Genomic DNA, 25468 nt, shown 5'->3' on the forward strand with positions numbered 1-25468 from the left:
CCGACCGATCACTGTCACCGACGTGGATGGCCGAGGTCTGCTGGTCCGGTCGCGAGGACACAGAGCGCCAACACCGCCGTTGTCAAAAGACCAGAAGTCGACGCAGTAGCACCGCGCGACGTCGACGTGGTCTCGCGAATGGACTCACGACGATCCCGCCGCGACTGCTGACTGACAAAAAATACTTGTCGATGACGTTTCGCGGTGGCCCTACCGCCCAAACGTCTCGACATTGTTGCCGAACCACATGGAACGTTTGTGAATAGCTGCAGCACAGCATCTTTAGCGTTGCGACATGGTCAGGTGACCCACTCTCCCAGGTGTGACATCAACTACAAATTCGTGCCGTAAGTCGCGTGACTTCGGCCCAGATCGCGGGCCCAGTCCGCGATCCCGGACGACGCGACACATGATCCAAATAAGCTGTGGTGCAACCAAAGACGAGAGACGCCTCGACCCCGAGTCGAGCCCTCATTCGGCACCGCCACGGCCGCGGCTCGCAAAATTCGTGCAGCCGATGCGCTTCATCAACTTTCTTTTTAGCGTTACTCTCATTCCAGTTCGCGATTCGGTTGCCAGGGGAGGCCCGCAGGGTTGGCACCGGAGCCGCGTCTGGCGTTGGAGCCCACTGCTCAGGCGCCGTCCTGGGGAGGATCTCGATGACTGTTCTCGATTCAGTCGTGTCCGCGTCGCCGCCATCTGCGGACGTCGACGCCGACGCGGCTTCGACGCCGGCACAAGGCGCGGCTCGTCGCACATGGCGCGCGACGCTGACCGCGCCGCGCGAGATGTCGATGGGCGCCCGGTACGCGTCGACGATCGGCGCTGGCATGCTGGCGTTCGCGCCGGCCATCGCTGCCGAGTTCGATGCGCTCCGCCAGGGGTCGCCGACGGCATACCTGCTGTTCGTACCCCTGTGGTGTCTGATGATCGCCTTCGGGCTCGACGTCTCGTCGCGGGGCCGTGAGATCGGTGACGGCGAGTTCGACCGCATCCTGGTCGTCGTCGTGGGCGGCGCGCTCGGACTGACCGCGGCCCTGGTCATCCCGCGGATTCCGGCCGTCGCGGCGTTCTGGCACGCCGATCTGATCCCGCTCCTCATCTGGGTGTTCGCGGCGTCGATCGTGGTCTTCGGGATCCGACGCGTCGTCCGCGACTACCTCATCTGGCTGTTCCTGCTGACCTGCTTCCCGCCGAACTACCTGCTGATGGGGCAGGTGCTCGGCGGCACGACCGTCGCCCTCGGTGCGTTGTCCGTGGCGATTGCCCTCGTCGTGACGTACATGGCGCTGCGTCGGCACCCGCGGGTCGCCCTCGCCACCGCGGCGCTGTCCGGCGTCGGCGGCGCGGTGCTGGTTGCGGTACTCCACGACATCCCGGTCCTGGCCTACACGGTTCCCGCCGGTGCGGTGACCGCGATCGCGATCGTCGTACGACTCCGGTTCGGCAGAACGGGCTCGGCACGCGCCGGTCTGCCCAAGCAGTCCATCGCCACCCTCGCGTCGGCCTGGTTGGTGGCGCTGGTCGTCCTGGCGCTGACCCCGCTCGCGCCGGACTCACCGGAACCCGTTGCCTCGCCGCCCATCGGCGAGGACTGGCTGGGCCAGTTGCGGACGCTGGGAATCGGCATCACCGAGCCCGAGGTGTTCGACTGGGGTCCGCGGGTCATGGGGTCCGACGGTGACGTGCGCCGGTACCGGGTCACGACGGGCCAGACCGGTCCGGAGGACAGGCCGCTGTCCACCGCCTATCTCGACGTGTTCTCCACCGCCGATCTGGGCCGCTTCTCCAGTTACCGCCGTGGTCTCTGGTACGAGACGGTGCCGCCGGCGACGATCCACTCGACTCCCGCCTCTTCGGACGGCCGACACACCCGGCTCGGCAGCATCGCCAACACCCTGGAGTCGGTCCGCACCTCGGATCAAACACTGTGGACCGGTCGATTCTGGGGTTGGCGAGTTCCCACGCCAGCCGGTGAGCGCTACATCGCCGTCTACCTGATGGCCGCGCGTGATCAGCCGGGATCGTCGAACGTCGCGGAGCCGAAGCCGCCCAGCTATGCCACCACCGTCGCCGAACCCATCAGTTGGCTCATCCGCGGTGGCGACGACACCCCGGACCCCGTCGACGACTCCGACCTCGATGTCGCGCTGACCGAGCTCGCGTGGTCGATGATCGACGCCGTCGAACGACCAGCTCGGTGACCACCTCCGACGCGGGACCGGTCACCGACGCGCGGCATGTCTCCATTCTGTCGGCACGTCATCCGTTGAGCCGCAGGCAGCGTCTCGGCCTCGTCGTGCTCGCGATCGTGACCGCGGCAGCGTTCCTCCTGACCTGGCGGGTCTCACTCGCGGTGATTCTGAGCATCTGCGCCGTGTACTTCCTGGTGTCCAGCGTTGACAAGTTCGTGCTGATCACCCGGGGAATGTCCGGGCGGGGCGTCCTGCGGGTGTCCGACGACGATGCTCGCGCGATCCCCGACGACGACCTCCCGGTGTACACCGTGTTGTTGCCGGTCTACGGCGAACCCGAGATCGTCGCCAACCTGGTCGCCGGTGTCGGACGAATCGACTATCCCGCTGACAAGTTGGACATCCTGCTGGTCCTGGAGGAGGACGACCACGAGACCCGGTCCGCCGTCGAGCATGCCGACCTGGATGGGATCACACCGGTGCTGGTCCCGCCGAGTGAGCCACGGACCAAGCCCAAGGCGTGCAACGTCGCGATGGAGCTGCCGTCGGAACGCAGCGACATCGTCACCATCTACGACGCCGAAGACATCCCCGACCCGCTGCAATTACGCAGGGCGGCAGCGGTCTTCGCGGCCAGTCCGCCAGACGTCGGATCGGTCCAGGCGCGGCTGGGCTACTACAACGAGCGCGAGAACCTGCTGACCCGCTGGTTCGCGATCGAGTACGACCAGTGGTTCTCGTACATGCTGCCCGCGCTGAGCGCGTCGAACTGCGTGATCCCGCTCGGCGGCACGTCGAATCACATCCGGACAGACGTGCTTCGCGAGGTGGGCGGCTGGGATGCGTTCAACGTCACCGAGGACGCCGACCTCGGAATCCGTCTGGCGCGCTACGGATATCGGACCGTGGTGCTGGACTCGCTCACCGGTGAAGAGGCCAATGCGGATGTGGTGAACTGGGTCCGCCAGCGGTCACGCTGGTACAAGGGGTACCTCCAGACCTTCCTGGTGCACACCCGTCATCCGGTCCGCATGGTCCGGGAGCTCGGACTCGTACCAGCACTTCGCATCTCGAATCTGACCGCGGGTATGCCGATCGCGAACACCATGAACCTCTTGTTCTGGACGCTGCTGCTCGTGTGGTTCGCGGGCAAACCCGACTTCATGAACAGCCTGTTCCCCGGGCCTGTCTACTACCTCTGCCTGCTGATGTTCACCGTCGGGAATCTGGCGACGATCATGCTCGGCGTGGTGTCGACGCGCACGCTCGGCAAGCCTTACCTGCTGGGCGCTGCTCTCCTCGTCCCCGGTTACTGGTTCCTGCAGTCCATGGCGGCCATCAAGAGTATGGCCCAGCTCATCTACAAACCCTCCTACTGGGAAAAGACCGTGCACGGGCTCTCTGCCATGCCCGGTGTGTCCCGACCCCCGAAAGGTCCTGAGAATGCCTAGTAACAGTTCTGCTCGACTGCGTCGCACACTGGGGGTGGTCCTGGCGGCGCTGATCATCGGCGTAGGGGTTGCGGCGCCGGCCGCTGCAGCCCCGGGCGATGGAACGACGACGCTCGACTGGCGGCAGCTCGGCATGGGGACATCGGTGACCATCGACGGCGCCGATGTCCCGGCCGGCGTGAGCATTCCGGTACCCCAGGGCATGTCCCCGACGACGCTCACCGGAATGGTGGCGACAGCGACCAACGTCACCGACGCCTTCATCCAGGTGGCCCGCACCGATGGCGCGATCATCGGCACCATCCTGGTGCCGCGTTTCGGTCCGCGGCAGCTCAGTACCCCGTTCAGCGTGCCGCTGAGTGCGGTGCCGGTGGGCGACAACGGTCGTGCCGACCTCCGCCTGACTCTTCGTAACGGCACCGACGACTCGGTGTGTGGTCCGGTCCCGGATGTCACGCTGACCAACCTGAACGTCGGGTTCCGTGGTGTCGCGTCGGTTCCGGACACCATCCAGGACTTCTTCGGCACGGTGGTCAACCGGGTGACTGTGCACACCCCGGTTGATCCGAGTCCCGCTGCGGCACAGACCACCCTCGGCGTCGTCGCTGCGATAGCGGATCATTACCGCCCGCAACGTGTGTCGATCGACGTGGTCGAGTCGGCCGATGCGCGGGTGCCGCGTTCGGCAGGTCCGCTCGACCGTGTGGTGGTCGTCCGTGAGGAGGGCGGACCCGGAGGCGTCCGCGTCGAGCGCGCCGGACAGCCCGGTGCCGCTCTGGTGATCAGTGGCGACCAGGATTCACTACCCGAGCAGGTTGCGCTGTTCCGCGACGGATTGACCGACCTCGCTCAGACATCCTCAGCAGCAGTCGAATCCGCCGGCGATCGCACAGTGCAGGGTTCGGACTCGGTGACCTTCGGTGAGTTCTCCGACCGCCTGTCGGTGGAGGCCCTCGGAACCGCCACGCTGATACCGGGATTCGATCCGACGATCCTGGCGTTGGGGCGTCCCGGAGCGGTCGACGTCGCGTTGAAGGCGCGATACACCCCGGTCCGCGACAATGAGCGCGCCAACATGATGGCACTCAGCGGAGGTGAGATCCTGCAGACGAGCGCACTGAACTCCTCTGGTGTGTTGGACACCGAGTTCACGATCCCGGCCGCGCAGGTGGCGGCGAATGAGCCGTTGGAGTTCCGGGTGTCCTACGAGCCGGCGCCGGGAGCGTGTTCGCCCCACAGCGTTCCGCTCACATTCCAGATCGATCCGTCGTCGACGGCTTCGTCGAGCACGACACCGGTTCGCATGGGCGGATTCTCGTCGGTGCCGTTGGGCTGGCAGCCGACCGTTCAGGTCGCGCTGGACAACACCAACCCTGCGCAACTCGACGCCGCCGCCGAACTGATCGCCTCAATCCAGCGGAGTTCGGCCACCGCCCTGTCACCGGTGCTGGTGCCGCTCGATCAGGCGATCGCGAGCAACACCGGCGCCCTGGTCGTGGCCTCCGCCGCGAACGCACGCCCGCTGAATCCGCCGATCAACACCGAGGACTCGTCGACGTTGGTGGATCTGTCCGCCCAGGTTCGACTCGCAATTCCGGAAGGGCTGGGGACCATCCAGGCGTTCTCGCAGAACTCGCGCACCGTCGTGCTGGTGAGTACCTCGGGGTCGTGGAGTCTGGTCGACCCGCTGTTCGCTTATCTCGATGCACAGCAAGGGGACCTGGCCAACCTGCGCGGGGACGTCCTGGTGGCCGGCGGCGCTGGACAGGCCGAACTGATGACGGTGCGGGCCGACGGTCCGCGTACCGAGGTCGATCAGGTCGGCACCAGCTGGGTGGTCTGGTTGGGTGTCAGCGTTGCAGTGGTTGTGGTCGGTGTCCTGGTGGCGGTCGCAGTGATGTTGTACCGCCGACGATTCGGTGGCTCGGACGCTGACGGACCCGCAGATTCATGACCCTCACGCTGCGTGGTGATGCGGCGACGCCGGCGGCGGGCCTCGTGCCGCTGCCGGCGGGGAGTCGCAGCCGACTCACCCGGTCGCAGTGGTGGGGGATCGGCCTGTTCGGCGGTCTGGCTGCCGGTTATCTGGCAGTCGGCGCGTACCTGTATCTCGTTGTCGGCTACATCAACCCCGATGCCAGTAGTCGAGTGGGCAACGCCGGATTCACCATCTGGAGTCGAGATCCTCACCTGGGTGCGATCGGGTTCGTGTGGAATCCGCTACCGAGCCTGGTCGAGATCCCGCTGGTCGAGTTGTCGTCACGCTGGCCGCTGAGTCTGTGGCCGGAGTTGCGTCGAGTGGGCTTCGCCGGCGCCGTGATGAGTGCCCTGTTCATGGCGGGTGCCGGCTGGCAGGTCCGACGCATCGCGCTGGACTACGGATCCGGACGAGTGCTGCTGTGGATCGCGGTCACCGCGTTCGCGGTGAATCCGATGATCATCCTGTACGCGGGGATGGGGATGAGTGAAGCGCCGTTCCTGTTCTTCCTGCTGTGGACGTGTCGTCGAATTCTGCTGTGGCTGAACCGCTCACGGGTCCTCGATCTCGTTGTCGCCGGTGTGGCGTTGGGTCTCGCGTACCTGACGCGGTACGAGGCGCTGCCTGTGGCCGCAGGTGTCGCGGTCGGGGTGTTCGTGGTGTCGGCGTGGCGGCATCGGCCCGATGGCGTTCTGGGTCTCGACGGATGGCGGGTGGCGGCACCCTTCGGGGTACACGACGCAACCATCGTTGCGATGCCGGTAGCCTTCGCTTTCGTCGTCTGGGCGGGTCTCGGCTGGCTCCTCGACGGAAATGCGTTCTCCCAGTTCTCCTCGCAGTACGGCAACTCGGCGCAGGTGGCGGCGGCGGGGATCGTCTCGGCCGAAGACGTCGGAGCAGGGCCGTTGGCGGAGGTCATCCTCGGCAACCTCCTCGGCATGCAGCCTCTGCTGTTCGCGGTGCTGCCGATCGTGGCCTGGATCGCCGTCCGATTGCGACGGATCGACGCCGCGGTGCCGGCCGTCATCTTCGGTGCGGTTCTCCTGTTCCAGATGTCCGCGGTGATCCTGGGGTCGACGTTCGGCTGGTTCCGCTTCTACCTCGTCGCGACACCGCTCGTCGTCGTTGCTGTCCTCGTAGCCTGTGGCCCCGCTCGACGTAGGCTCCCTGAGGTGCGAGGAGCGTTAGCGACGAGCCTCGAAGGGCGCCGCTCCTTGAGCAGCGACCGGAGCTTGCGGAGGTCGTGTGTCGAAAAGACAACCCTCACCACCCTCATGGCCCTGGTCCTCGCGACCTCGCTACCGGTGACCGCGTCGTCGATGCTGAACCCGGCACTGGGCAAGGAGGAGTACGGCCTGCGCTCGGCGTTCTGGCCGGACCGCTATCCGCCGTCGGACTTCTGGTTCTACTGGTTCGGTGACGTGTCGGGAAACGTGGCCGCATGGTTGGACGATCAGAACCTCCCGGAGGGCTCCGTCCTCGTCGATACTTTCGGGGTCTCGCGCGTCTGGCTGGAGTCCGAGCACCCCGAGCAGTTCGTCGTGCGCAGCGACTTCGATTTTTTCGCAAAGCTCAACCAGCCCGTGGAGCAGGGCGTGCAGTACATCCTGACGCAGCGACCGACGGGTTTGGGTTCGCTCGACGCCATCAACGTCCGGTATCCGACGCTGTGGGACGACGGTGCGGGGATCGCGACCGTCGCGATGACGGTGACGACGCCGACTGGCAAACCGCAGTTCCGGCTCTACCGGATCAAGGGATCGGGCTGATTGGTCCCTACGGGTTCACCCAGAAGGTGGCGGCGACCGTAGTGCTCAGGATGATGTTCTGCTGCGGATAGTACTCGCCGGTCACGACCAGTTGGCCGGCTCCGGTGCGGATGGTGCTGCGGCGGTGTGGGTAGTCGTACGGAATCCAACCGGCGGCTCCGGTCGTGAGATTGCGCCAATGCCAGCGGAATCCGTAGCCGAGGGGATACGGATAGATCTGGCCACGTCCGTAGAACACACGCGGCTGTACGACTCCGGCGCCGCCGATGCCCCAGACCAGCCCGGGTACCTGCACTGTGACCGAGTGGTCCAGCCTGGGATGGGGCGGCGGGGGCGAGGCGGTTGCGGTGGCCGATGCCGACCACAGCGGCACGATGACCGCGAACGCGAGCATCAGCGACATAATCGCGCGACGTCCCCCGCTGGTTGAGCTTGTCGAAGCCACTACGCCTGCAGCTCGAAGGCTTTGAGCACGGTCGTCGTCCAGATCTGCTGGCCGGCCGGGTTGGGGTTCACGGTGTCGCGCAGCAACGGTCGGAGCGCGGCGGAATCCGCGGGGAATGCGGAGTACACGTCGATGACCTGGATGCCTTCGGCGTCCATCGCGGACGCGTAACCCTCCATGATCGCGTTGGTGGCGCCACCCTGCGCGGGGCTCTGCTTGATGGCCACGAGCTCGGCGTCGGGGTACTTCTGGCGCAATTCGGTGATGAGCGGCTTCAGTTGTTCGGCGAGCGGGGTGTTCGGGTCCTGGGTGTGGCCGAAATTGAGCAGGATCAGATCCGGGGTGACATCCGGGGTGATCAGTTTGTCCAGGTTCTCGAGCGCATAGTTGGCGTCTTTTCCGGACGCGCTGCCATTCCAGAACCCGATCGGGCCGTTCGGGCCGTCGCCGAGCCCGACCATCGCGCCGTAGTCGTTGGTGGTGGCATTCCAGAACTTGGTGGCCATCGGGCGTTGGAGTTTCTGGCTGATCGTCGTCCCGAGTGCGGGAGCCCAGCCGTCGCGAGCGGCGCCGGTCGAGTCGCCGAGGAGAACGATGGTCCGGGGCTCAGAGGGATTGGCCTCTGCGTCTTCGATGAATTCGAGGGTCGCCGGCTGCTCGAGGGGAGCCATGCTCGCGGGGGTCACACCTGCCGAAGATGTCGACGTCGGTGCTGTCCGATTGCTGGACACGATGAGTCCGACGACGAGGATCACCGCACAGACAACCATCACGATCCAGGCCCAGATGGGCGCGGAACCGAAAACGCGTTTCACAGCGTTCAACATCTACGTAATCTCCAACTCGATTGAGGCCCCCCAGCCAACGTTGTCACCATAGCGGGCGTTGATTCCGAGTGCGCGTGACGCCAAACCCCACGGGGTCAGCAATCGGTGGGGGCCGGCGCTCCGGCGAGGCGGTCCTGCATCCACGTGGCCATCGCGGGGCCAGGGTCGACGCCGTGTCCCTGCTGGTCGTGTCGGACCCGCATCAACCGGTCGCCGAGTTCGCAGGCTCGAGTCAAGGTGTCTTCCATGACGTCGACGGGGATGAGTGGGTCGGTGCCGCCGTAGAAGACCGCGATCGGCACATTCGTGGTGATCCGCGGCAGGGCGTATCCCTCGAGAGTGCGGGACAGGGTCTGCGCCGCGCCCGGGGTCACGGCGTTCAGTGCGGCGTCATCGGATACCGACAACCCGGCCAGCGCCGTGCGACCGGCCGAGCAGACCGGCGCGGTGTCGGTGCTCAGTCCGGTCAGATGGTCGCCCGGGCGGACGGCGGGCTGGGCTTGGGCGACGCCGTGCACCACCAGCGGATACAGGAATCGTTGCGCGCGCGAAAGACTCCCTTCCTGCGCGCGGGTGACGAAGTAGCCGGCATCCAGCAGGGGAGCGACGGCAACCGCACCCACCAGTTCCCCGGCGCCATCGCCGTACTGCGCGAACTCTTCCGCTGTCGACCATGCGGCACCTCCGCCTTGAGACCGGCCGACGGCGAACCACCGGCCCCCGACGCCGAGGTCGGTGGACTGCGCGGCCCGGGCAGCGTCGATGACGTTGTATGCGGCGGTGCGGGGTTCGAGGTAGGGATGAGGTGCTTGTTGGCCCGGCCGCACTCCCAGGCCTTGGTAGTCGGTCGTGACCACGGCATATCCCGCGGTGAGGAAGTCCGCGACGGCACTGAGATCTCCGAACATCGAGTCCTGGTCAGAGGGACCGCAATCCCGGGTGATGCCGGTGGTGCCGTGTGCGTACGAGATCAGGGGGTGGCCGCCGGGCGGGGGAGCCGATCCGGGGACGAACAGGGCGCCGCTGACGGTCGTCGATCTGCCGTCGAGTCCGGACGCCGATCGGTACACGAGGCGCTGAGCCGTGGTGCCGGCCGGTAGTGCGGAGAACCACGCATTCGGAACGGTGTCGGTGCCGACGATCTGACCGCGCGCACGTCGCACGTCGGCAACCAGTACGGGCGGGGGTGACAGCGGCGCGTCCACAGCCACCGACGTGACCGATCGCGCGGGTTCGCCGGTCCCGGACGTCGAGTCACAAGCGGCCACAGAGCCGACACCCAGGATCGCCACGACGACCCATACGCCCGCCGTTCGGACGCGGCGCCACCCTCTTCTCACCCGAGAAAGGTATCCCCGGCGATTCCCACAGTTTGCTTCGACGTATCTGTTTGCCCGATTCTCTAGGGCGTGGAGTCGATCACCGGGACCCGTCGGGCGGACGCGTCATCTCTCGGTGAATACGACGACGCCGATACCGTCGCCTTCGCGGCAGCCTCCCGTCGGTCCGCCGATCCGCCCGCACCCGAGCGCGATCCGCTTGCGGTCGCCGCGCCGTCTGATGCCGAGGTGTATGAGTATCTCGGCCCGCAGATGCGCTGGGTGCAACTCGTCCTCCTCGCCGCATTCGTGTTGGTGTCGATTTCCCTCGCCGCTTTCGCGTCGACCCATGTGTGGCTGTTGCCCGTTCTCATCGTTCTTCTCGCCAACGTGATCGGAAATGCGCTCTCGTTGGCGACGGGAATGAACCGTCGACGGATCACTTGGCGGTCCCACCAGCAACGGGTCACGAACTGGCAGCCCTCGGATCGTTCGTATCCGAGCGTCGACGTCTTTCTCCCCACCTGCGGTGAGAGCATCGCAATCCTGCGTAACACCTATCGACACATCGCGGCTCTCCGGTGGCGCGGCCCGCTGAACGTCTATGTCCTCGACGACGCGGCCCGGGGCGAGGTGCACGAACTGGCTGCCGAGTTCGGATTCACCTACGTTGTTCGCCCGGATCGGGGCCATCTACGCAAGGCCGGCAATCTCCGGTACGCGTGCACCGTCAGCCACGGGGAACTGGTCGTCATCTTCGACGCCGACTTCTGCCCGCGCCACGACTTTCTCGCCCATCTCGTGCCCTACCTCGACGACCCGCAGGTCGCGATCGTCCAGAGCCCCCAGTGTTTCTCGACGACCGAGGCGATGAACTGGATTCAGCGCACGGCCGGCGCGACGCAGGAGTTCTTCTATCGCTGGGTCTTGCCGTCGCGGGATCGGATCGAAGCCGCGAACTGTGTCGGCACCTCGGCGGTCTATCGGCGCCAAGCCCTCGACCGCGTGGGAGGTTTCGCAGCGATCGAACACAGCGAGGATCTGCATACCGGTCGGCTGGTCCAGCAGGCTGGATACAGCATCCGGTATGTGCCGGTCGTGTTGTCGCGCGGGTTGTGTCCAGCGGACCTCGCGGGCTTTCTGAACCAGCAATACCGCTGGTGCCAGGGGACGCTCTCCCGCGTGTCTCCTTCGTTCCCTGAGGAGGCCCGGAGCTTGCCGAGAGGCGCGCTGCCTCCGCTCCCTGAGGAGGCCCGGAGCTTGCGGAGGGCCGTCACGAAGGGTCACCCCCGCACCACTCGACAACGCATCGCCGACTGGGCCGGCGTCTTCTACTACCTCACCACCGCGATGAACGTCTTCCTCCTCTTCCTCCCGGGCGTCATCATGGCCGCCTTCTATCCGGAGGACGTGCGGCCGGAGCAGCTCGTGCCATTCCTTCTGGGGCTGTGGGTGTATGTCGTGTTGTTCCCGCTGGTGTCGAGGACTCGCTGGCGGTTCGAGGTACTCCGCATTCAGATGGCGTACAGCTTCGCCCACGTGATCGCGATCTGGCACAAGCTGGTCGGCCGCGAGATCGGCTGGGTGCCGACGGGTGCGATCGGGAAGTCCAATTCGCTGGCCCGCTCGATCAGCGCGCTGGGGGCGATCACGCTCGGCACGTCGCTACCGGTGTTCTGGGTGTTCATCATTCGCGACGTGATGCAGTACGGGCTGGGCCAGTTCTGGATGATGGTCGGGCTCGTTGTGGCCTACACATACCTGGCACTCCCACTGTTCGTGGAGTTCTTCAGAATTCTGCGTCCTCGACGTGCCGATGAACCCCAGCCCGCTGAGGTGCGAGGAGCGATAGCCGCCGGGCCGAGCGAGCGAAGCGAGTCGAGGTCGACGAGCCACGAAGGGCCCCGTAAGTCAACTCCCGACTCCCACGAAGACCGCCCACACGTCACCACCAAGCGGCCGACGGCGACCAACTGGAACCGTATCTCGGCCTGGGAAGCTGTCGGATACACCTGCGTGATCCTGTTCATCGCGGCGCTGGCGCTGGGATGGTTCGACGTCATGCTGCCGTGGGATACGCAGTGAGCAGACATACAGCCGGGGGAGCGGTGCCGATCAGCGCCGATGACGCGCCGACAGTTCCGCTCCGTGCGCAACCGGCGGGCCCGTCACCTCAACCTTCGGCGCCGAACACCTTCTTCGACGACATCGCCGGATTGCGCGGTATCGCCGTCCTGCTGGTCGTGTTGTTCCATGCGCACGTCCCGGTTCTCACGGGCGGATTCGTCGGCGTCGACGTCTTTTTCGTGATCTCCGGTTTCCTGATCACCGGGCTGCTGGTGCGCGAGTACGAGCGACACGGTCGAATTTCGCTGCGCAACTTCTTCGCCCGTCGGGCCCGGCGCATCATCCCGCCGGCCGCGCTGGTGATCGTGGTGTCGATCGTCGCCGCCGCGTTCCTGATGCCGTTGCTGAAGGTGTTCAAGCAGGCCATCGACCTGCTGGCCGCGGCCGCACAGTTGTCGAACTGGCATTTCATCGAGCAGAACGCCGACTATCTGGCGGGGGCCATCGACGGCAGTCTGGCCACCCATTTCTGGTCCCTCGCCATCGAGGCCCAGCTGTATTTCGTGTGGCCGTTCCTGGTGATCGCGGCTGCGGCGCTGGCAATGCGCACGCCGCTGGGCCGGGTGTTGTCGGTCCGATGGTCGGTCGGGTTGGCGGTGCTGATCGTCAGCGCCGTGTCCCTGGGTCTCGCCATTGTCATCACCGCGACCGATCCGGCGACGGCGTACATGGCCACCTACACGCGGGCGTGGCAGTTCGGGGTCGGCGGGTTGGTGGCGATCGCACTGCCGACGCTCCCTCGCTTCGGCGGGCACCGTGTCGGCACTCCGATGGCCTTCGCAGTCGGCTGGGCAGGTCTCGTCGCCGTACTGGTCGCGGGCTTTGTGATCAACGCGCAGACGCCGTACCCGGGCACGGCGGCGCTGCTGCCGACCATCGGCGCGGCCTTCGTGATCGCGTCGGGCTGCATGGTGGGCACGCGATCGGTGTTCGTCGGTCACTTCCTGGCGACGCCGCCGCTGAAGTTTTTCGGCCGGGTGTCCTATGCCTGGTACCTGTGGCATTGGCCGGCGATCGTGCTGTACGAGTCGGTCGCGGGTGCGTCGAGTTGGCCGGTGTTGCTGCTGGTCTCGGCTGGCTCGTTGGTGCTGGCGACATTGTCGACGATCCTGTTCGAGGAACCGCTGCTCCGGAATCGCGAGTTGAAGCGCAATGCATCTGCGTCGATTTCGTTGGGCCTGACCGGGGTGGTGGTGGCGCTCGCTGTCACGATGACCGCCGGCGTTGTCACCGTGCAGCTTGCGAGCCGGGACACCGTCGCCAATGCGGCGCTGACCTACCAGTCGGTCTTCGGGGCTGAGGCCGGCGAACCGAGCGGCCCGGTCACGCCCAACCCGTTCCAGGCGTTCGACGACCGGCCGGAGCCGTTCGAGTGCCTGATCCCGGTCGGCGACGTGGAGCCGCGCGCGGATTGCGCCTTCGGCCCGCCCGACGGCATCCCGGTGGTGCTGTTCGGCGACAGTCACGCCGATCAGTGGGCCGAAGTCGTCCGCACTATCGGCGCCGACCACGGGTGGCGAGTCCACCAGTTCACCAAAGCGGCCTGTCCAGCGCAGCACCTGCGGCCGCAGCGCGGGATCTTCGAGCCCTACGTCAAGGCGGATTGCCAGGAGTGGCGTGAGGCGACGTTGCGGCGCATCGCCGAGGTGGGGCCGCGAATCATCTTCGTGTCGTCGTTGTCGACGTACGTGCCCTCACGCGAAGCTTCGCAGGCCGCGTGGGACCACTCGCTCACACAGCTGCGGAACACGGGCGCGAACTTGGTGTACGTCGCGGACACCCCATATCCGGGCTTCCAGGTCGCCGATTGCATCTCCGGGTCGATGGACGACTGGACGCAGTGCCAATTCGACTTCGACGACTACCCGCGCGTCGAGCCCATCATCGATGCCGTGTCGCGCGACGACTATCGCGATATCAGCACGGTGAACGTCAACGACCTGCTGTGCGCAGGCAACTCCTGCTCTGCCGCGCACAACAAGATCCTTTTTTACCGCGACGACTCGCACTTGACCGCCACCGCGGCGCGGGTCCTCGAGCCCGCGGTCCGCAAGCAGCTAGACCAACAGCGGTTCGACTACAACGGTTAGCCTCGAGCTCCCACTGCTGCTTGAGCCGGCCCGAGCCCCACTGCTGGTTGAGCCGGCCCCGAGCGAAGCGAGGCGCCGTGTCGAAGCCACTTGGCGATCCTTCTGCTGGTTGAGCCGGCCCCGACCCACTGCTGGTTGAGCCGGCCCCGAGCGAAGCCGCCGGGCCGAGCAAGCGACGAAGGAGCGCGTCGAGGTCGAGGCGCCGTGTCGAAGCCACCTGGTGACCACCACCCCGCACCTTATCGCTGGCTGAGCTTGTCGAAGCCCCCCTACTACTCCCACCTCCGACGTTCGCGGGTGCGGACACACGCAACACCTGCAAGAACGACCCCAGCGATGCACAGAATGTCGGACTCGGTGAAGCCGTGTTCGAGCGTGATGAAGATCAGTACCCGCCCCTCGATCGGACCGTTCCAGAAGAACCACGCACCAGATAGAGCAGCGAGAACAGCAGCTACGGGGTAGCTCGGTCGCGCGAGGCTCCATGCGCCGGTCACGAACAGGAGGTTCAACAGCACCAGCGAGTTGAAGACAGTCGGGGGGATGAGCTCGGGTGGCATCCGACCAGTATCAGGTCACGAAAGCCGAGTTCGCGCCGCGAGGAGGCGCGATTCGCGCCCTCTTGACGGTGACAACCATCTCAAGGCTCAGCTTCTGATCCAGTTCGCCAGCCCGTCCCGAAACGCCTGTGTACTCGCCGGCGTCGAGTTGATTCTCCAGTCACGCTCTTTGTCGGTTTGAAACCACACGAAACCCAACACGCTTTGATGCTGTTCAAGGAAACTGAAAAAGTCACTGATCCAACGCGACTTATCTTCCGCGGTGCTGCCGTTAGCACAACCCACCTCGGTTATGAGAACCGGGCGGGTGGGTGCGACCTGACGTAACAAGGAGAGGCTTCGAGGGAAGAGCGTGCGGACGGACTGCCATTGATGGCCGGGCGTGTCGCCCCAGTTGTAACCGTCCAGACCGACATAGTCCACAACATCATCACCTGGGTAGCAGTCCATAAACCCCCGAGTGCCCTCTGAAAGTACGTTCGGTGACCATACGAAGGATGCTTGGTGCGCACCCTCGCCTTTGATGATGGTCCTCATACGGCGAAAGGCTGCGCGATACTCCGCGGTCGTGTTCCGGTCGACTCCGATGGACCACGGGTACCAGTCGCCATTCATCTCGTGCGCGATCCGTACCAGGATGGGTTTGCCCCACGCCGCGAGCCCCCGACCCCATCGCTGCAGGTGGTGATCGATGTTCCCGTTCACGATCCTGCTTAGAGGCGAACCGGACTGAAGCTGACCCGGGTCTTCGACCCAGGGTTCCAGAGTCACAAGCGGCAAAGCAGACGCAGTACTGATCGCGTCAAGATCAACGGTGGGAACCGAACCGGAGGTCGATGCGAAACGATGAACCACGTTTGGTGCACGGCCAGCCAGCGCCGACAGGTGGTGCAGAGGTGGACTTGCGAGTGCGGTGCCTGCAGTCTCGACTGTAGGGATGAACGCTCCCCAAATCGGCCGTTTCGGCAACGGATTCGGTGTGGGTGCTGAACCGCAGCTGATTGCTCCAGCAGACAGCGCCGACCAGACGGCGATGCTTAGAACGGCCCGTCTGGACGTCCTGCCGCCCACTCTGCGATCGCAAGTCACGAGACCATCATTGCTTACACCGAGCGGACAGCGATCCGGTGCAATGTTTCCGAGCTGGGTCGACAGCCCAGATTAACGATCTCGAATTAGCCGCCGCAGTAACAACAACCGAACAGCCACCCGGCGAACGGAGACTTGAATTCAACATATAGTTAACAAACGGCCAACCGTGAATCTACGTCTAAGTCGATCTACGTTGCAGCTGCGCCGCGGTCGCAACCGGGCAGGTGGACGCTGTCACGAATCCTGGCTGGCACGTGCAACATTGGGACACGTTTCACGAGCCAGAAGGAACGACACTCAGGTCATTTCCCCGTGCTAAAGACTCGAAAACCGAACTGGCCTGCATGGGGAGATGTCGCATAGCACACCAACAGCTAGGGCCTATAGCGTCCTTCGATCGATCCAAAGCCCAACTTCCGGTTGTGCCTCGCGCAGCCGTGCAATAGCCTTCGGGAGGTTGATCTACCCGTCGGGCAGATCGGTTGTGACTCGCTCCGCACCCGCGTGGACACGGAGTGACGTTCGAGGGAGGGCGACACGTCGCTGTGTTTTCGCCGGAGTCCCGGTGGTCTGCGAGGGGCTCGGGGCGCCGTAGACGTCAACGTGACGAACGCAGTGACAGGAGAACGATGAAGAAGGCGCTCATTACGGGCATCACCGGACAAGACGGTTCGTACCTTGCGGAGCTACTCCTCTCGAAAGGCTACGAGGTTCATGGACTCATTCGCCGGTCCTCAACCTTCAACACGGCTCGGATAGATCATCTATATGTAGACCCACACGACCCGTCTGCCAAGCTGTTCTTGCACTACGGCGATCTTAGCGACGGGGCACGTCTCGTTACCCTGATTTCAACAATTAGACCGGATGAGGTCTACAACCTAGCTGCGCAGTCACACGTACGCGTCAGCTTTGACGAGCCTGAGCACACCGGGGACACAACGGGGATTGGTTCCATCCGATTGCTCGAGGCTGTTCGTCTCGCCGGCGTCGACTGCCGCTTCTATCAAGCGTCCAGCTCTGAAATGTTCGGTGCGTCGCCTCCCCCGCAAAATGAAGACACCTTGTTTTATCCGCGGTCGCCGTACGGTGCGGCGAAGGTTTACTCCTACTGGGTAACACGCAACTACCGCGAGGCGTATGGCATTTATGCGGTCAACGGAATTCTCTTCAATCACGAATCCCCACGACGAGGGGAGACTTTCGTGACCCGCAAGATCACGCGGGCAGCCGCACGGATCAGAGCCGGCGTCGAACAGCATTTATACATGGGCAACCTCGACGCTGTCCGAGACTGGGGTTACGCGCCTGAGTATGTCGAGGGCATGTGGCGCATGCTCCAGGCGGACGAGCCCGACGACTACGTTCTGGCGACCGGCGGCAACCACACGGTGCGAGATTTTCTAGTCACCGCCTTCGAGCACGCTGGTCTCGATTGGCAGGAACACGTCCGCTTTGACGACCGGTACTTGAGGCCAACGGAAGTAGACGCTCTCGTGGGTGATGCGCGGAAGGCTGAACGGATTCTCGGGTGGAAGCCGACGGTGATGGCTCCCGATCTTGCGCGAATCATGGTCGACGCGGACATCAAGGCGCTCGAGTGCGAAGGTAAGCCCTGGATTGATACCCCCGCGCTCAAATCATGGGCAGCGTGATGATCAGCTCACCTTTGATTGGGCCCCTTGGCCGCGAGGACGTCACCTACATCGCTGGACACCGAGGTCTGGTGGGTTCCGCCATCTGGAGGTTGTTTGAGACTGAGGGTTTCACACGTCTAGTTGGACGCTCAAGCGCTGATCTCGACCTCACGGACCGAGACGCCGTATTCGACTTCTTCAAGTCGTCACGACCCCAGACCGTGGTCCTTGCCGCAGCCAAGGTCGGAGGAATCCTCGCCAATAGTACGTTCCCGGTCGACTTCCTGTCCGTAAATTTGCGAATTCAATCGAACGTCTTAGATGCGGCGGTCAAGTACGAAGTGCCTCGACTGCTTTTTCTCGGGTCATCCTGCATCTACCCAAAATTCGCTGAACAACCAATCCGCGAGGACGCACTACTCACCGGTCCGCTAGAGCCGACCAACGACGCATACGCGATTGCGAAGATCGCCGGTATCCTGAACGTTCAGGCCGTCCGGCGGCAGTATGCACTTCCGTGGATCTCGGCGATGCCGACAAACTTGTATGGACCCGGCGACAACTTCTCGCCCTCTGGATCACACGTGCTCCCGGCACTGATACGCCGGTACACCGAGGCGCGGGAACTGGGAGCCAGTGTAGTGGTCAATTGGGGGACCGGTAGTCCCCGGCGCGAGCTTATGCACGTCGATGACATGGCTTCGGCTTGTCTCTACCTCCTGGACAACTTCGACGGAGCGCAGCAGGTAAACGTGGGTACCGGCCAAGATCATACGTTGACGGAGATCGCGATGATGGTTGCGGATGCAGTCGGCTTTGAAGGGGAAACCCAGTGGGACCACTCCAAGCCTGACGGCACACCTCGCAAGGTCCTGGACATCTCGACTCTGAACGGGGAGGGATGGAAATCGACGATCAGCCTCGCTGACGGGATAACTAGGACTGTCGAATGGTATCGAGATAATAGCGGATCGTTAAGAAAATAGACCCAGAGGGCGTCGTAGGTGATGGCCAAAACTCCCAACATCAGCTAGCAATTGCGGGCGAAGAAATTCATGCGATCTGCAGTCGCCGTATGTTCTAGGAGTGCTCATGAGTTGTCGCCATCTCACAGGTGTCATATTCTGAACGCGATTACAGACACGCTCGCTGCCGTGGTGCAAGCTGGGTCTAGGCAGTGGGTGTCTAATGCAAACAAAGATCGATAATGAATGGCGGGAGGTAGGAGGTGGCCGATAGTCAGGCCTACGGCAAGTCATCTGTCCGCGGCCCGGTACGCAGACTTCGCTCTGCCGATAAGACCCGCGAGCGTTCTCGGTCATGGGTCCACGGCCACCTAATGCGTCTCGCATGGACTGATGCGCTCGTAGTCGCTGTCGCCGTGGGCATCGCCCAGCTAGTTCGGTTTGGAGGAGATCCAGCACTGGTCGCGAACGGGGCGGTAACAGCACCTGCGTCTGTTGTCTCTCTCGCGCTCGCGATCGCCTGGCTCCTCGCATTGCGCGCCTGCCAAACGCTGGATAGGCGAGTAGTCGGCTCTGGATCACAAGAGTACAGCCGGGTTGTGACGGCCTGTCTGTCAGTCTTCGGTATTCTGGCGATGGTTGATCTCCTATTCAGACTCAATATAGCGCGTGGATTCATTGCGCTCGCTCTCCCGATCGGTACTCTTGGACTTGTCCTCTCGCGATGGGCTTGGCGACAATATCTCACGCATCAGAGATCGCAAGCCAAAAAGCTGGAAACGGTTCTCGTCGTTGGAAGCTTGCCGTCAGCAATTCCCCTTATCGAGCGATTAATGCGAAACCCACAGATGGGATATTCTGTAGTCGGTATTTGTGTGCCTACTCCGGCCCGCTCCCGTGATTCGGTGCAGGTGCTTGATGCGGAGGTGTCGCTGTTCGGCAATTTGGAGAATGTCTGCAGCGCAGTAGTCGAATCCGGCGCCACAACGGTTGCGGTCACATCAGCGGATGCTCTCGGCCATGCCGCAATGCAGGCGCTGTCCTGGGACCTGGAGGGCCTCGACGTGGACATGGTCGTCTCCCCGGGGGTGATCGACGTAGCGGGCCCTCGTATGATGGTCCGCCCAGTCGCCGGCCTGCCACTACTTCATATCGATAAGCCTCGGTATGAAGGCGCCAACCGATTCCGCAAAGCGGCAGTTGATCGGATTGGATCGGCCGCGATGCTAATTGCGCTGTCTCCGATTTTTGCAGTGGTAGCTCTCAGTATTAAATTGGATTCGCCCGGTCCTGTCTTTTATCGTGCAAACCGCGTCGGTATCAACAACAGTTCCTTCGAAATGTGGAAGTTTCGCTCGATGATTCCAGACGCGGATAGTCAGAGAACTGCCTTGCGAGAACTGGACGAAGGCGCGGGACTGCTGTTTAAAATGCGCGATGACCCGAGGGTTACGCGAATTGGCGCAATCATGAGGAGGTACAGCATCGACGAGCTTCCCCAATTGCTCAATGTGCTCTCTGGTTCGATGAGCCTCGTGGGACCACGGCCCCCGCTGCCAGAGGAAGTCGAGCAGTACGACGGGCGGGTTGCGCGGAGGATGCTCGTCAAGCCCGGGATGACAGGGCTCTGGCAGGTTTCTGGCCGCTCGGATCTCTCGTGGGAAGAATCAGTTCGACTAGATTTGTCGTACGTAGAGAATTGGTCGATCATGCAGGACGCTCTAATTCTATGGAAGACGCTTCGGGCAGTAGTTGGGAAGGACGGCGCATACTAATGGGAAGCGGGCTATGAAAATAGTTGTTATCGGGCTCGGCTACCTGGGAGCAACGCATGCATCCTGCATGGCCCAATTAGGGCACGACGTCCTAGGGGTCGAAGTCGACGAGGACCGAAGGCAGTCGCTACAAGCCGGGCTGCTTCCATTTTACGAGCCGGGGCTGTCCGAGATGCTGCGCGAGCAACTCGATGCAGGAAATCTTCGGATTACGAGTTCGTATCAAGAAGCGGCGGAATGGGGAGAAGCGTTCTTCATTGCCGTCGGTACACCTCAGAGGAAAGGCGAGAACGCGGCCGATCTGAGATTTGTAGATCAGGCTGTAGACACACTTGTTCCCTTGCTCACCCGAAACGCGCTGATAATCGGAAAATCTACCGTACCGGTGGGAACATCCAGCCGATTGTCAGATCGCGCGGCAGCGCATGCTAAAGATGACGTGAGAGTAGAAGTCGCATGGAATCCCGAGTTCCTGCGCGAAGGGCATGCGATAGACGACACCTTAACCCCTGATCGATTGGTTCTAGGTGTCGACGGTGAGGGAATCGCGGAACGATTAATTCGCACCATTTACGCTCCGCTAATTGACAGAGGGACACCTTTGCTGGTTATGGACACGGCAAGCGCTGAGATGGTCAAGGTCGCCGCCAACTCTTTTCTGGCCACAAAAATATCCTTCATTAATGCGATTGCGGAGGTCTGCGAGGCCGCTGGCGCCGACGTTCGTTCAGTCGCCGAAGCGATCGGTCATGACGATAGAATTGGACCGAAGTTCCTAAATGCCGGTCTCGGGTTCGGAGGCGGATGTCTGCCTAAAGACATTCGGGCTTTCATGGCGCGGGCCGGTGAGTTGGGCGCCTCGGAGGCTCTCGCCTTTCTCCGGGAGGTAGACAATGTTAATATGCGTCGGCGCGAACGCGTAGTCGATGTCGCGAAGAAACACTTCGGCGGTGTTCTTATCGGTCGACGCGTCGCTGTCTGGGGCGCGGCGTTCAAGCCGAATTCCGATGATGTTCGCGACAGTCCTGCCTTGAGTGTCGCTGGTCAACTCCAGCTCCGAGGTGCGTCTGTAACTGTCTACGACCCAAAAGCGATGGCGCAGTCAGCGAAAGTTTTCCCAACACTCCAATACGCGAATAGTTCGATCGACGCGTGCGATCAGGCTGAGTTGCTCCTTGTTCTAACAGAGTGGCCCGAATTCGTTTCATGCAGCCCATCACGTTTGAACCCGTATGTGCGCCAGCGAGTAGTATTTGATGGAAGGAATTGCTTGGATCGGTCGCTGTGGGAAAACGCGGGATGGAAGTACATAACATGACAATCGTCAGATTAGGCGAGCAGAATGGCCCAACAGCTTAGAGTGTCCTCGATCGGAGTCTTGTGAAGATTCTACTTTGCCTAGCCAGCGTCCATCCCGACTGTGGTGGCCCAACGACGGCAGCCCACGGAATGGCTGACAGCCTCGCACGAGCAGGTCACTATGTAACAACGATTGCGCACGATGATGGCGACGGCACAGGACTCTCAGTGCGAGAGGTCAGTTCGAGTTCTGTAGACATGTTGCCTAATAACTCAGTGGTACGGTTCAAGAGGACTACGAATCGGTGGCAAGCTTCGGTCGCATACGCCAGCTGGATAGTCAAGAACGTACGAAGCTACGATGCGGTAGTGGTGCATTCGTTGTTCTTAGCACACACACAGTACGTGGCCAGAACGGCCCGCTTCCTCAATGTTCCCTATGCCATACGCCCCCACGGGTCCCTCAACGAGGCGGACATAGCCGCGAGCAACTCGAGAAACAAGCGGCGTTACATCAAGATATTCGAGCGGGGAACGTTAAACAAAGCGCAATTTATCTTTTGCACAAGCGAGTCGGAAGCTGAGGGGGTAAGAAGCTGGACCCGCACTCCGGCCAACGTAATTCCGCTCGGCGTCACTACCGAACAACTGAAGCCATCCCCAGCTAGTAGCCGGGACCGATCTTTGGTCTGCTTCGTCGGACGAGTTGCTGAGAAAAAGGGCCTCGAGATACTGGTCGAGGCTTTGCCGGCGATGGTCGAGGCAGTGCCGGATGTGCGCGTCGTGATTGCGGGTCCCGATGAGGGTGGGCGAATAGGCCGCCTACAAGACAGACTCACGCAGCTTGGCGTTGCTCGCAAGGTGGAGTTCCCTGGTTTCCTCGGCCCTGCTGAAAAGCAGGAGCTGTACAGAAAAGCGGGTGTCTTCGTCCTGCCCAGCCGAGACGAAAACTTCGGGATCAGTACTGCGGAGGCATTATACGCTGGACTTCCGGTCGTTATCAGTCGAGGCGTGAGCCATGCTGGAGCGGTTCAAGAATCTGGGGCTGGAGTCGTGGTCGAACGAGACCCATCTGAACTCAGTGCAGCCGTTGTTTTGATCGCGACCGAGGTGATAGCGGAATACAGCGAACGGTCTCGCCGGGCGCATGAGCTAGCATCGACATCCTATTCGTGGGATAAGACCTGCGCGGGTATACTTGCTGGTTTCGAACTGAATCCCAAGGTGCGAGCTTGACAACCGAATTGCGCGGGCCGAGCAGCGCGTCGGTAAGCCTCATCGTCCTGACCAAGAATGAAGAAATCCATATTGGACGGCTTCTGAGTAGCCCTGCAATTAAGAGGCTGTGTAAACGCGTCATTATAGTTGACTCGTTCTCGACAGACCGGACTCGTACCATAGCGACTTCGTTGGGCGCAGAGTGTTACGAACACGAGTTTACGTCTCAGGCCTCGCAGCTGTCGTGGGCGCTGGACACGATAGAGATATCGACCGACTGGATCATTCGTTTAGATGCCGACGAGTTGATTGGTGAAGACCTGGTAGACAATGTCTTACTCGCAATTAGTTCGGTCGATGAGTCGGTCTGTGGTTTCGAGTTCAACCGTCGGCACGTGCATGACGGGAGGTGGGTGCGGTTTGGTGGAAGATATCCGTTGTGGCTGTTCCGAATGTGGCGAACAGGCAAAGCGATGCCGGACGGTCGTCTAATGGACGAGCACATGGTGCTTAAAGAAGGTGTGCTTGATCGGATTGATGGTCTCTTCGAGGATCGCAACGTTAAGTCCACATCGGAGTTTATTCTTAAACACGACTCATATGCCACTCGAGAGGCGCTGGCGGTTTTATCTGAAGACTATTTTGGCCAGGACTGGCAAGCGTCTGGCAGTCAGGCAAGAATAAAACGTCTTATTAAGGCGGGTGTGTATCAACGCATGCCTTATCCGTTAGCAGCTTTCGTGTACTTTGTAAGCCGGTACATTTTTGGGCTAGGATTTCTCGACGGTCGAGCTGGTCTCGACTATCATGTGCTTCAGGGTTTTTGGTACCGGTACCTGGTTGGAGTGCGCATTAAGGAGTTCAGGGCCATACTCGAGCGCGTAGGGAGTTTTCCGGATGTGACTAACTCCAGGGATTTCGAAGCCGAACTTCTCGCGGCTTACAAAAGCGGTGAGCTTGCATTTCAAGAAGCTCAGGTTGAGCATTCTGAATGACCGTCGCTAGCGCGTCCCGCGTCTCAACCCGGCTGTTTGTCGCGCAAGCGCTTTCCGGCGCCCTGTCCGTTCCGGTGACCATTATGATGGCCCGAGGGCTCTCCGCCGATGGTCTCGGTGAATTTCAGACTCTTAACCGCCTCATGTTGGTCGTTGTCGGTTTTGCAGTCTTGGGATATCCGCATGCCATTGCGTGGGCAATTGCTTGTGCTCGCAGTCCCGAAGGATACGCCAGGGTGCGCAAGTACCTGTATGCCGCAAGTGCTATAGGTGGTCTTGTAGTTGTATGCGCGTTTGTCTCTATTTCGGTGCTAATGCAGCCGCCGAACTTCGTCGCGTTCTGGGTGTTCATGGCCTACGCGATCTTCAATGTAGTGAATGCGAACCAAATCAATCTCTTACGCGGGCGACTGCGGCCGGGACGACTGTTCCTAACCAGAATGACGCAGGTAGTCGTTTGGTTTGTGGCAGTACTAGTACTGTGGCTACTGGAGAAACTGACGGTCGAGTCTGCTGCATGGACGATGCTAGCGTGTCAGATACTAGCCGTGTTGATCGGTTTCGCGCAGATTGCAGCAGATAGTCACTCAGTTGGGGAAAGCACTGGTGAGCAATCAGTCTATTCGGAGGTCCCAACATTCGCGCGCACCTCAGGATTTGCGGCGAAGGTTCTTCCCGGCCTCGCAGTTCGCGAGTGGTCGGTCAACGCTGATCAGTTGATCGTAGCAATACTGCTGACGAGCGCGGATGTCGGACTGTATGCGGTGGCTGCGTCCCTGGCACTCGCGATCGGATTGTGCACGAATCCTTTGTCCGGAACGGTCCAGCCAATCGTGCAGGCGGCGCCAGTAGACGACCGGAGCCGGGTGGTCGCTAAGTACTTTGCTGCTACTTTCGTGGTGGTATTGGTGCCCGCTGGTTTGTTAGCGCTTGCCGCCCCACTGCTGATCCCGGTGCTCTACGGAAAAGAGTTCGGCGAGTCAGTTCCACTACTCTTAGTCTTGATCTGCGCAGCACTCGCGAATGCGTTCACCGCCACGGCGAGCGGTGTACTGCTTGGTCTTGGTCGTCCGGGTTCGTCCAGCGTTGCGATATTTGCCGGCTTTGCTGTGTCTCTAACTTTCTGGATACTTCTCGGCTATACCTTGGGTTTGATAGGCATCGCTTTGGGAACGGTTCTCGGTGCGCTAACGTCAGCGGTTGTACAGGTAGCTCTGGTTTCGACGCAGTTGAGGCTTAGTATCTCGTCCCTGCTTCTTCGTTCTATCAAGTCTCTACCATCTGTAGCTCTACTTATCGGACAGACAGCCGTCAAGGAGGTGAAGGCGCTTGCGTGGAACGGTGAAGGGAAAGGTAGACATCGTGCTTGAACGCACGATGTGCGATTGGCACGCGAACGCAGGGCGAGCCCGAATTCAGTTAATGCTCGTTCTTTTTCGTATCGCGCACGCGGTCACAGACCGCAATCTGGGTCCCGTACGTTACATTCCACTTTCTCTATACAAGATTTACAGTGAAGTACTGCTCGGAATTGAGATCCCAGCCAAGACCGACGTTGGGCACCGTTTACGCATCTATCATGGCCGCGGTCTCGTAGTCAATGACTCGGTATCTATCGGTACCGACGTAAGTCTCCGCCAAAACGTCACGTTGGGAGGCAGTCCGAAAGGTGTGCCGGTGTTGCGTGACGGCGTTGATGTTGGCGCGGCCGCTATAATTCTTGGTC

General features: G+C 62.1%; 18 protein-coding genes. 13 read left to right on the plus strand and 5 right to left on the minus strand.

Going from position 1 to position 25468, the window contains the following annotated elements; all coding sequences use genetic code 11:
• Nucleotides 1-659 precede the first annotated feature (659 nt).
• The 4 genes from Q9R39_RS20810 to Q9R39_RS20825 are packed head-to-tail and all read left to right on the plus strand — an operon-like array spanning nt 660 to nt 7393.
• On the plus strand, nt 660-2204 hold the full coding sequence (locus Q9R39_RS20810; RefSeq protein ID WP_311278102.1) for a hypothetical protein: 1545 nt from the start codon (nt 660-662) through the stop codon (nt 2202-2204).
• The gene (locus Q9R39_RS20815; protein ID WP_311278103.1) at nt 2201-3646 is read left to right on the plus strand and encodes a glycosyltransferase family 2 protein; all 1446 of its coding nucleotides are present in this window, start codon (nt 2201-2203) and stop codon (nt 3644-3646) included. Before Q9R39_RS20810 ends, Q9R39_RS20815 begins: the two co-directional genes overlap by 4 nt.
• The gene (locus Q9R39_RS20820; RefSeq protein ID WP_311278104.1) at nt 3639-5600 is read left to right on the plus strand and encodes a hypothetical protein; all 1962 of its coding nucleotides are present in this window, start codon (nt 3639-3641) and stop codon (nt 5598-5600) included. The genes Q9R39_RS20815 and Q9R39_RS20820 overlap by 8 nt, the downstream gene beginning before the upstream one ends.
• A complete protein-coding gene (locus tag Q9R39_RS20825) occupies nt 5597-7393 on the plus strand; it encodes a glycosyltransferase family 39 protein (protein WP_311278105.1) in 1797 nt (598 codons plus the stop codon). Before Q9R39_RS20820 ends, Q9R39_RS20825 begins: the two co-directional genes overlap by 4 nt.
• A 7-nt stretch (nt 7394-7400) precedes the next feature.
• On the opposite strand, the gene Q9R39_RS20830 is transcribed toward Q9R39_RS20825, so the two are convergent.
• The 3 genes from Q9R39_RS20830 to Q9R39_RS20840 form a co-directional block, all read right to left on the minus strand.
• Nucleotides 7401-7787 carry a hypothetical protein gene (locus tag Q9R39_RS20830; RefSeq protein WP_311278106.1) on the minus strand — a complete coding sequence of 129 codons (387 nt, stop codon included), beginning with the start codon at nt 7785-7787 and terminating at the stop codon, nt 7401-7403.
• Nucleotides 7788-7837: 50 nt separating this feature from the next.
• The gene (locus Q9R39_RS20835; RefSeq protein ID WP_311278107.1) at nt 7838-8665 is read right to left on the minus strand and encodes an SGNH/GDSL hydrolase family protein; all 828 of its coding nucleotides are present in this window, start codon (nt 8663-8665) and stop codon (nt 7838-7840) included.
• A 95-nt stretch (nt 8666-8760) separates the two neighbouring features.
• Nucleotides 8761-9876: a lipase family protein gene (locus Q9R39_RS20840; RefSeq protein ID WP_311278108.1), complete on the minus strand. Its 1116-nt coding sequence runs from the start codon at nt 9874-9876 to the stop codon at nt 8761-8763.
• A gap of 198 nt (nt 9877-10074) precedes the next feature.
• On the opposite strand from Q9R39_RS20840, the gene Q9R39_RS20845 reads away from it, so the two are divergent.
• Nucleotides 10075-12069: a glycosyltransferase gene (locus Q9R39_RS20845; RefSeq protein WP_396275709.1), complete on the plus strand. Its 1995-nt coding sequence runs from the start codon at nt 10075-10077 to the stop codon at nt 12067-12069.
• Nucleotides 12066-14201: an acyltransferase family protein gene (locus Q9R39_RS20850; RefSeq protein ID WP_396275710.1), complete on the plus strand. Its 2136-nt coding sequence runs from the start codon at nt 12066-12068 to the stop codon at nt 14199-14201. Before Q9R39_RS20845 ends, Q9R39_RS20850 begins: the two co-directional genes overlap by 4 nt.
• Before the next feature lie 272 nt (nt 14202-14473).
• Here Q9R39_RS20850 and Q9R39_RS20855 read toward each other — a convergent pair whose 3' ends face one another.
• Both Q9R39_RS20855 and Q9R39_RS20860 read right to left on the minus strand, forming a co-directional pair.
• On the minus strand, nt 14474-14761 hold the full coding sequence (locus tag Q9R39_RS20855) for a hypothetical protein (RefSeq protein WP_311278109.1): 288 nt from the start codon (nt 14759-14761) through the stop codon (nt 14474-14476).
• A gap of 87 nt (nt 14762-14848) precedes the next feature.
• Nucleotides 14849-15466: a glycosyl hydrolase gene (locus Q9R39_RS20860; protein ID WP_311278110.1), complete on the minus strand. Its 618-nt coding sequence runs from the start codon at nt 15464-15466 to the stop codon at nt 14849-14851.
• A gap of 1016 nt (nt 15467-16482) precedes the next feature.
• Here Q9R39_RS20860 and gmd point away from each other — a divergent pair.
• From gmd to Q9R39_RS20895, 7 genes are all read left to right on the plus strand, one after another.
• Nucleotides 16483-17508, plus strand: coding sequence for a GDP-mannose 4,6-dehydratase (gene gmd, locus Q9R39_RS20865; protein ID WP_311278111.1), 1026 nt, complete (start codon nt 16483-16485; stop codon nt 17506-17508).
• Complete coding sequence (locus Q9R39_RS20870; protein WP_311278133.1) at nt 17508-18476, plus strand: GDP-L-fucose synthase; 969 nt, start codon at nt 17508-17510, stop codon at nt 18474-18476. Before gmd ends, Q9R39_RS20870 begins: the two co-directional genes overlap by 1 nt.
• A gap of 353 nt (nt 18477-18829) precedes the next feature.
• Nucleotides 18830-20230: a sugar transferase gene (locus tag Q9R39_RS20875; RefSeq protein WP_311278134.1), complete on the plus strand. Its 1401-nt coding sequence runs from the start codon at nt 18830-18832 to the stop codon at nt 20228-20230.
• A 13-nt stretch (nt 20231-20243) separates the two neighbouring features.
• The gene (locus tag Q9R39_RS20880; protein WP_311278112.1) at nt 20244-21548 is read left to right on the plus strand and encodes a UDP-glucose/GDP-mannose dehydrogenase family protein; all 1305 of its coding nucleotides are present in this window, start codon (nt 20244-20246) and stop codon (nt 21546-21548) included.
• 62 nt (nt 21549-21610) lie between these two features.
• Complete coding sequence (locus Q9R39_RS20885; protein ID WP_311278113.1) at nt 21611-22765, plus strand: glycosyltransferase; 1155 nt, start codon at nt 21611-21613, stop codon at nt 22763-22765.
• Nucleotides 22762-23742, plus strand: coding sequence for a glycosyltransferase family 2 protein (locus Q9R39_RS20890; protein ID WP_311278114.1), 981 nt, complete (start codon nt 22762-22764; stop codon nt 23740-23742). Before Q9R39_RS20885 ends, Q9R39_RS20890 begins: the two co-directional genes overlap by 4 nt.
• Complete coding sequence (locus Q9R39_RS20895; protein ID WP_311278115.1) at nt 23739-25112, plus strand: polysaccharide biosynthesis C-terminal domain-containing protein; 1374 nt, start codon at nt 23739-23741, stop codon at nt 25110-25112. Before Q9R39_RS20890 ends, Q9R39_RS20895 begins: the two co-directional genes overlap by 4 nt.
• Nucleotides 25113-25468: the final 356 nt, after the last annotated feature.

Origin of the sequence: Gordonia sp. AC31, assembly GCF_031844505.1 — a bacterium.
In the GTDB taxonomy this organism is placed as follows: Bacteria; Actinomycetota; Actinomycetes; order Mycobacteriales; family Mycobacteriaceae; genus Gordonia; species Gordonia hongkongensis.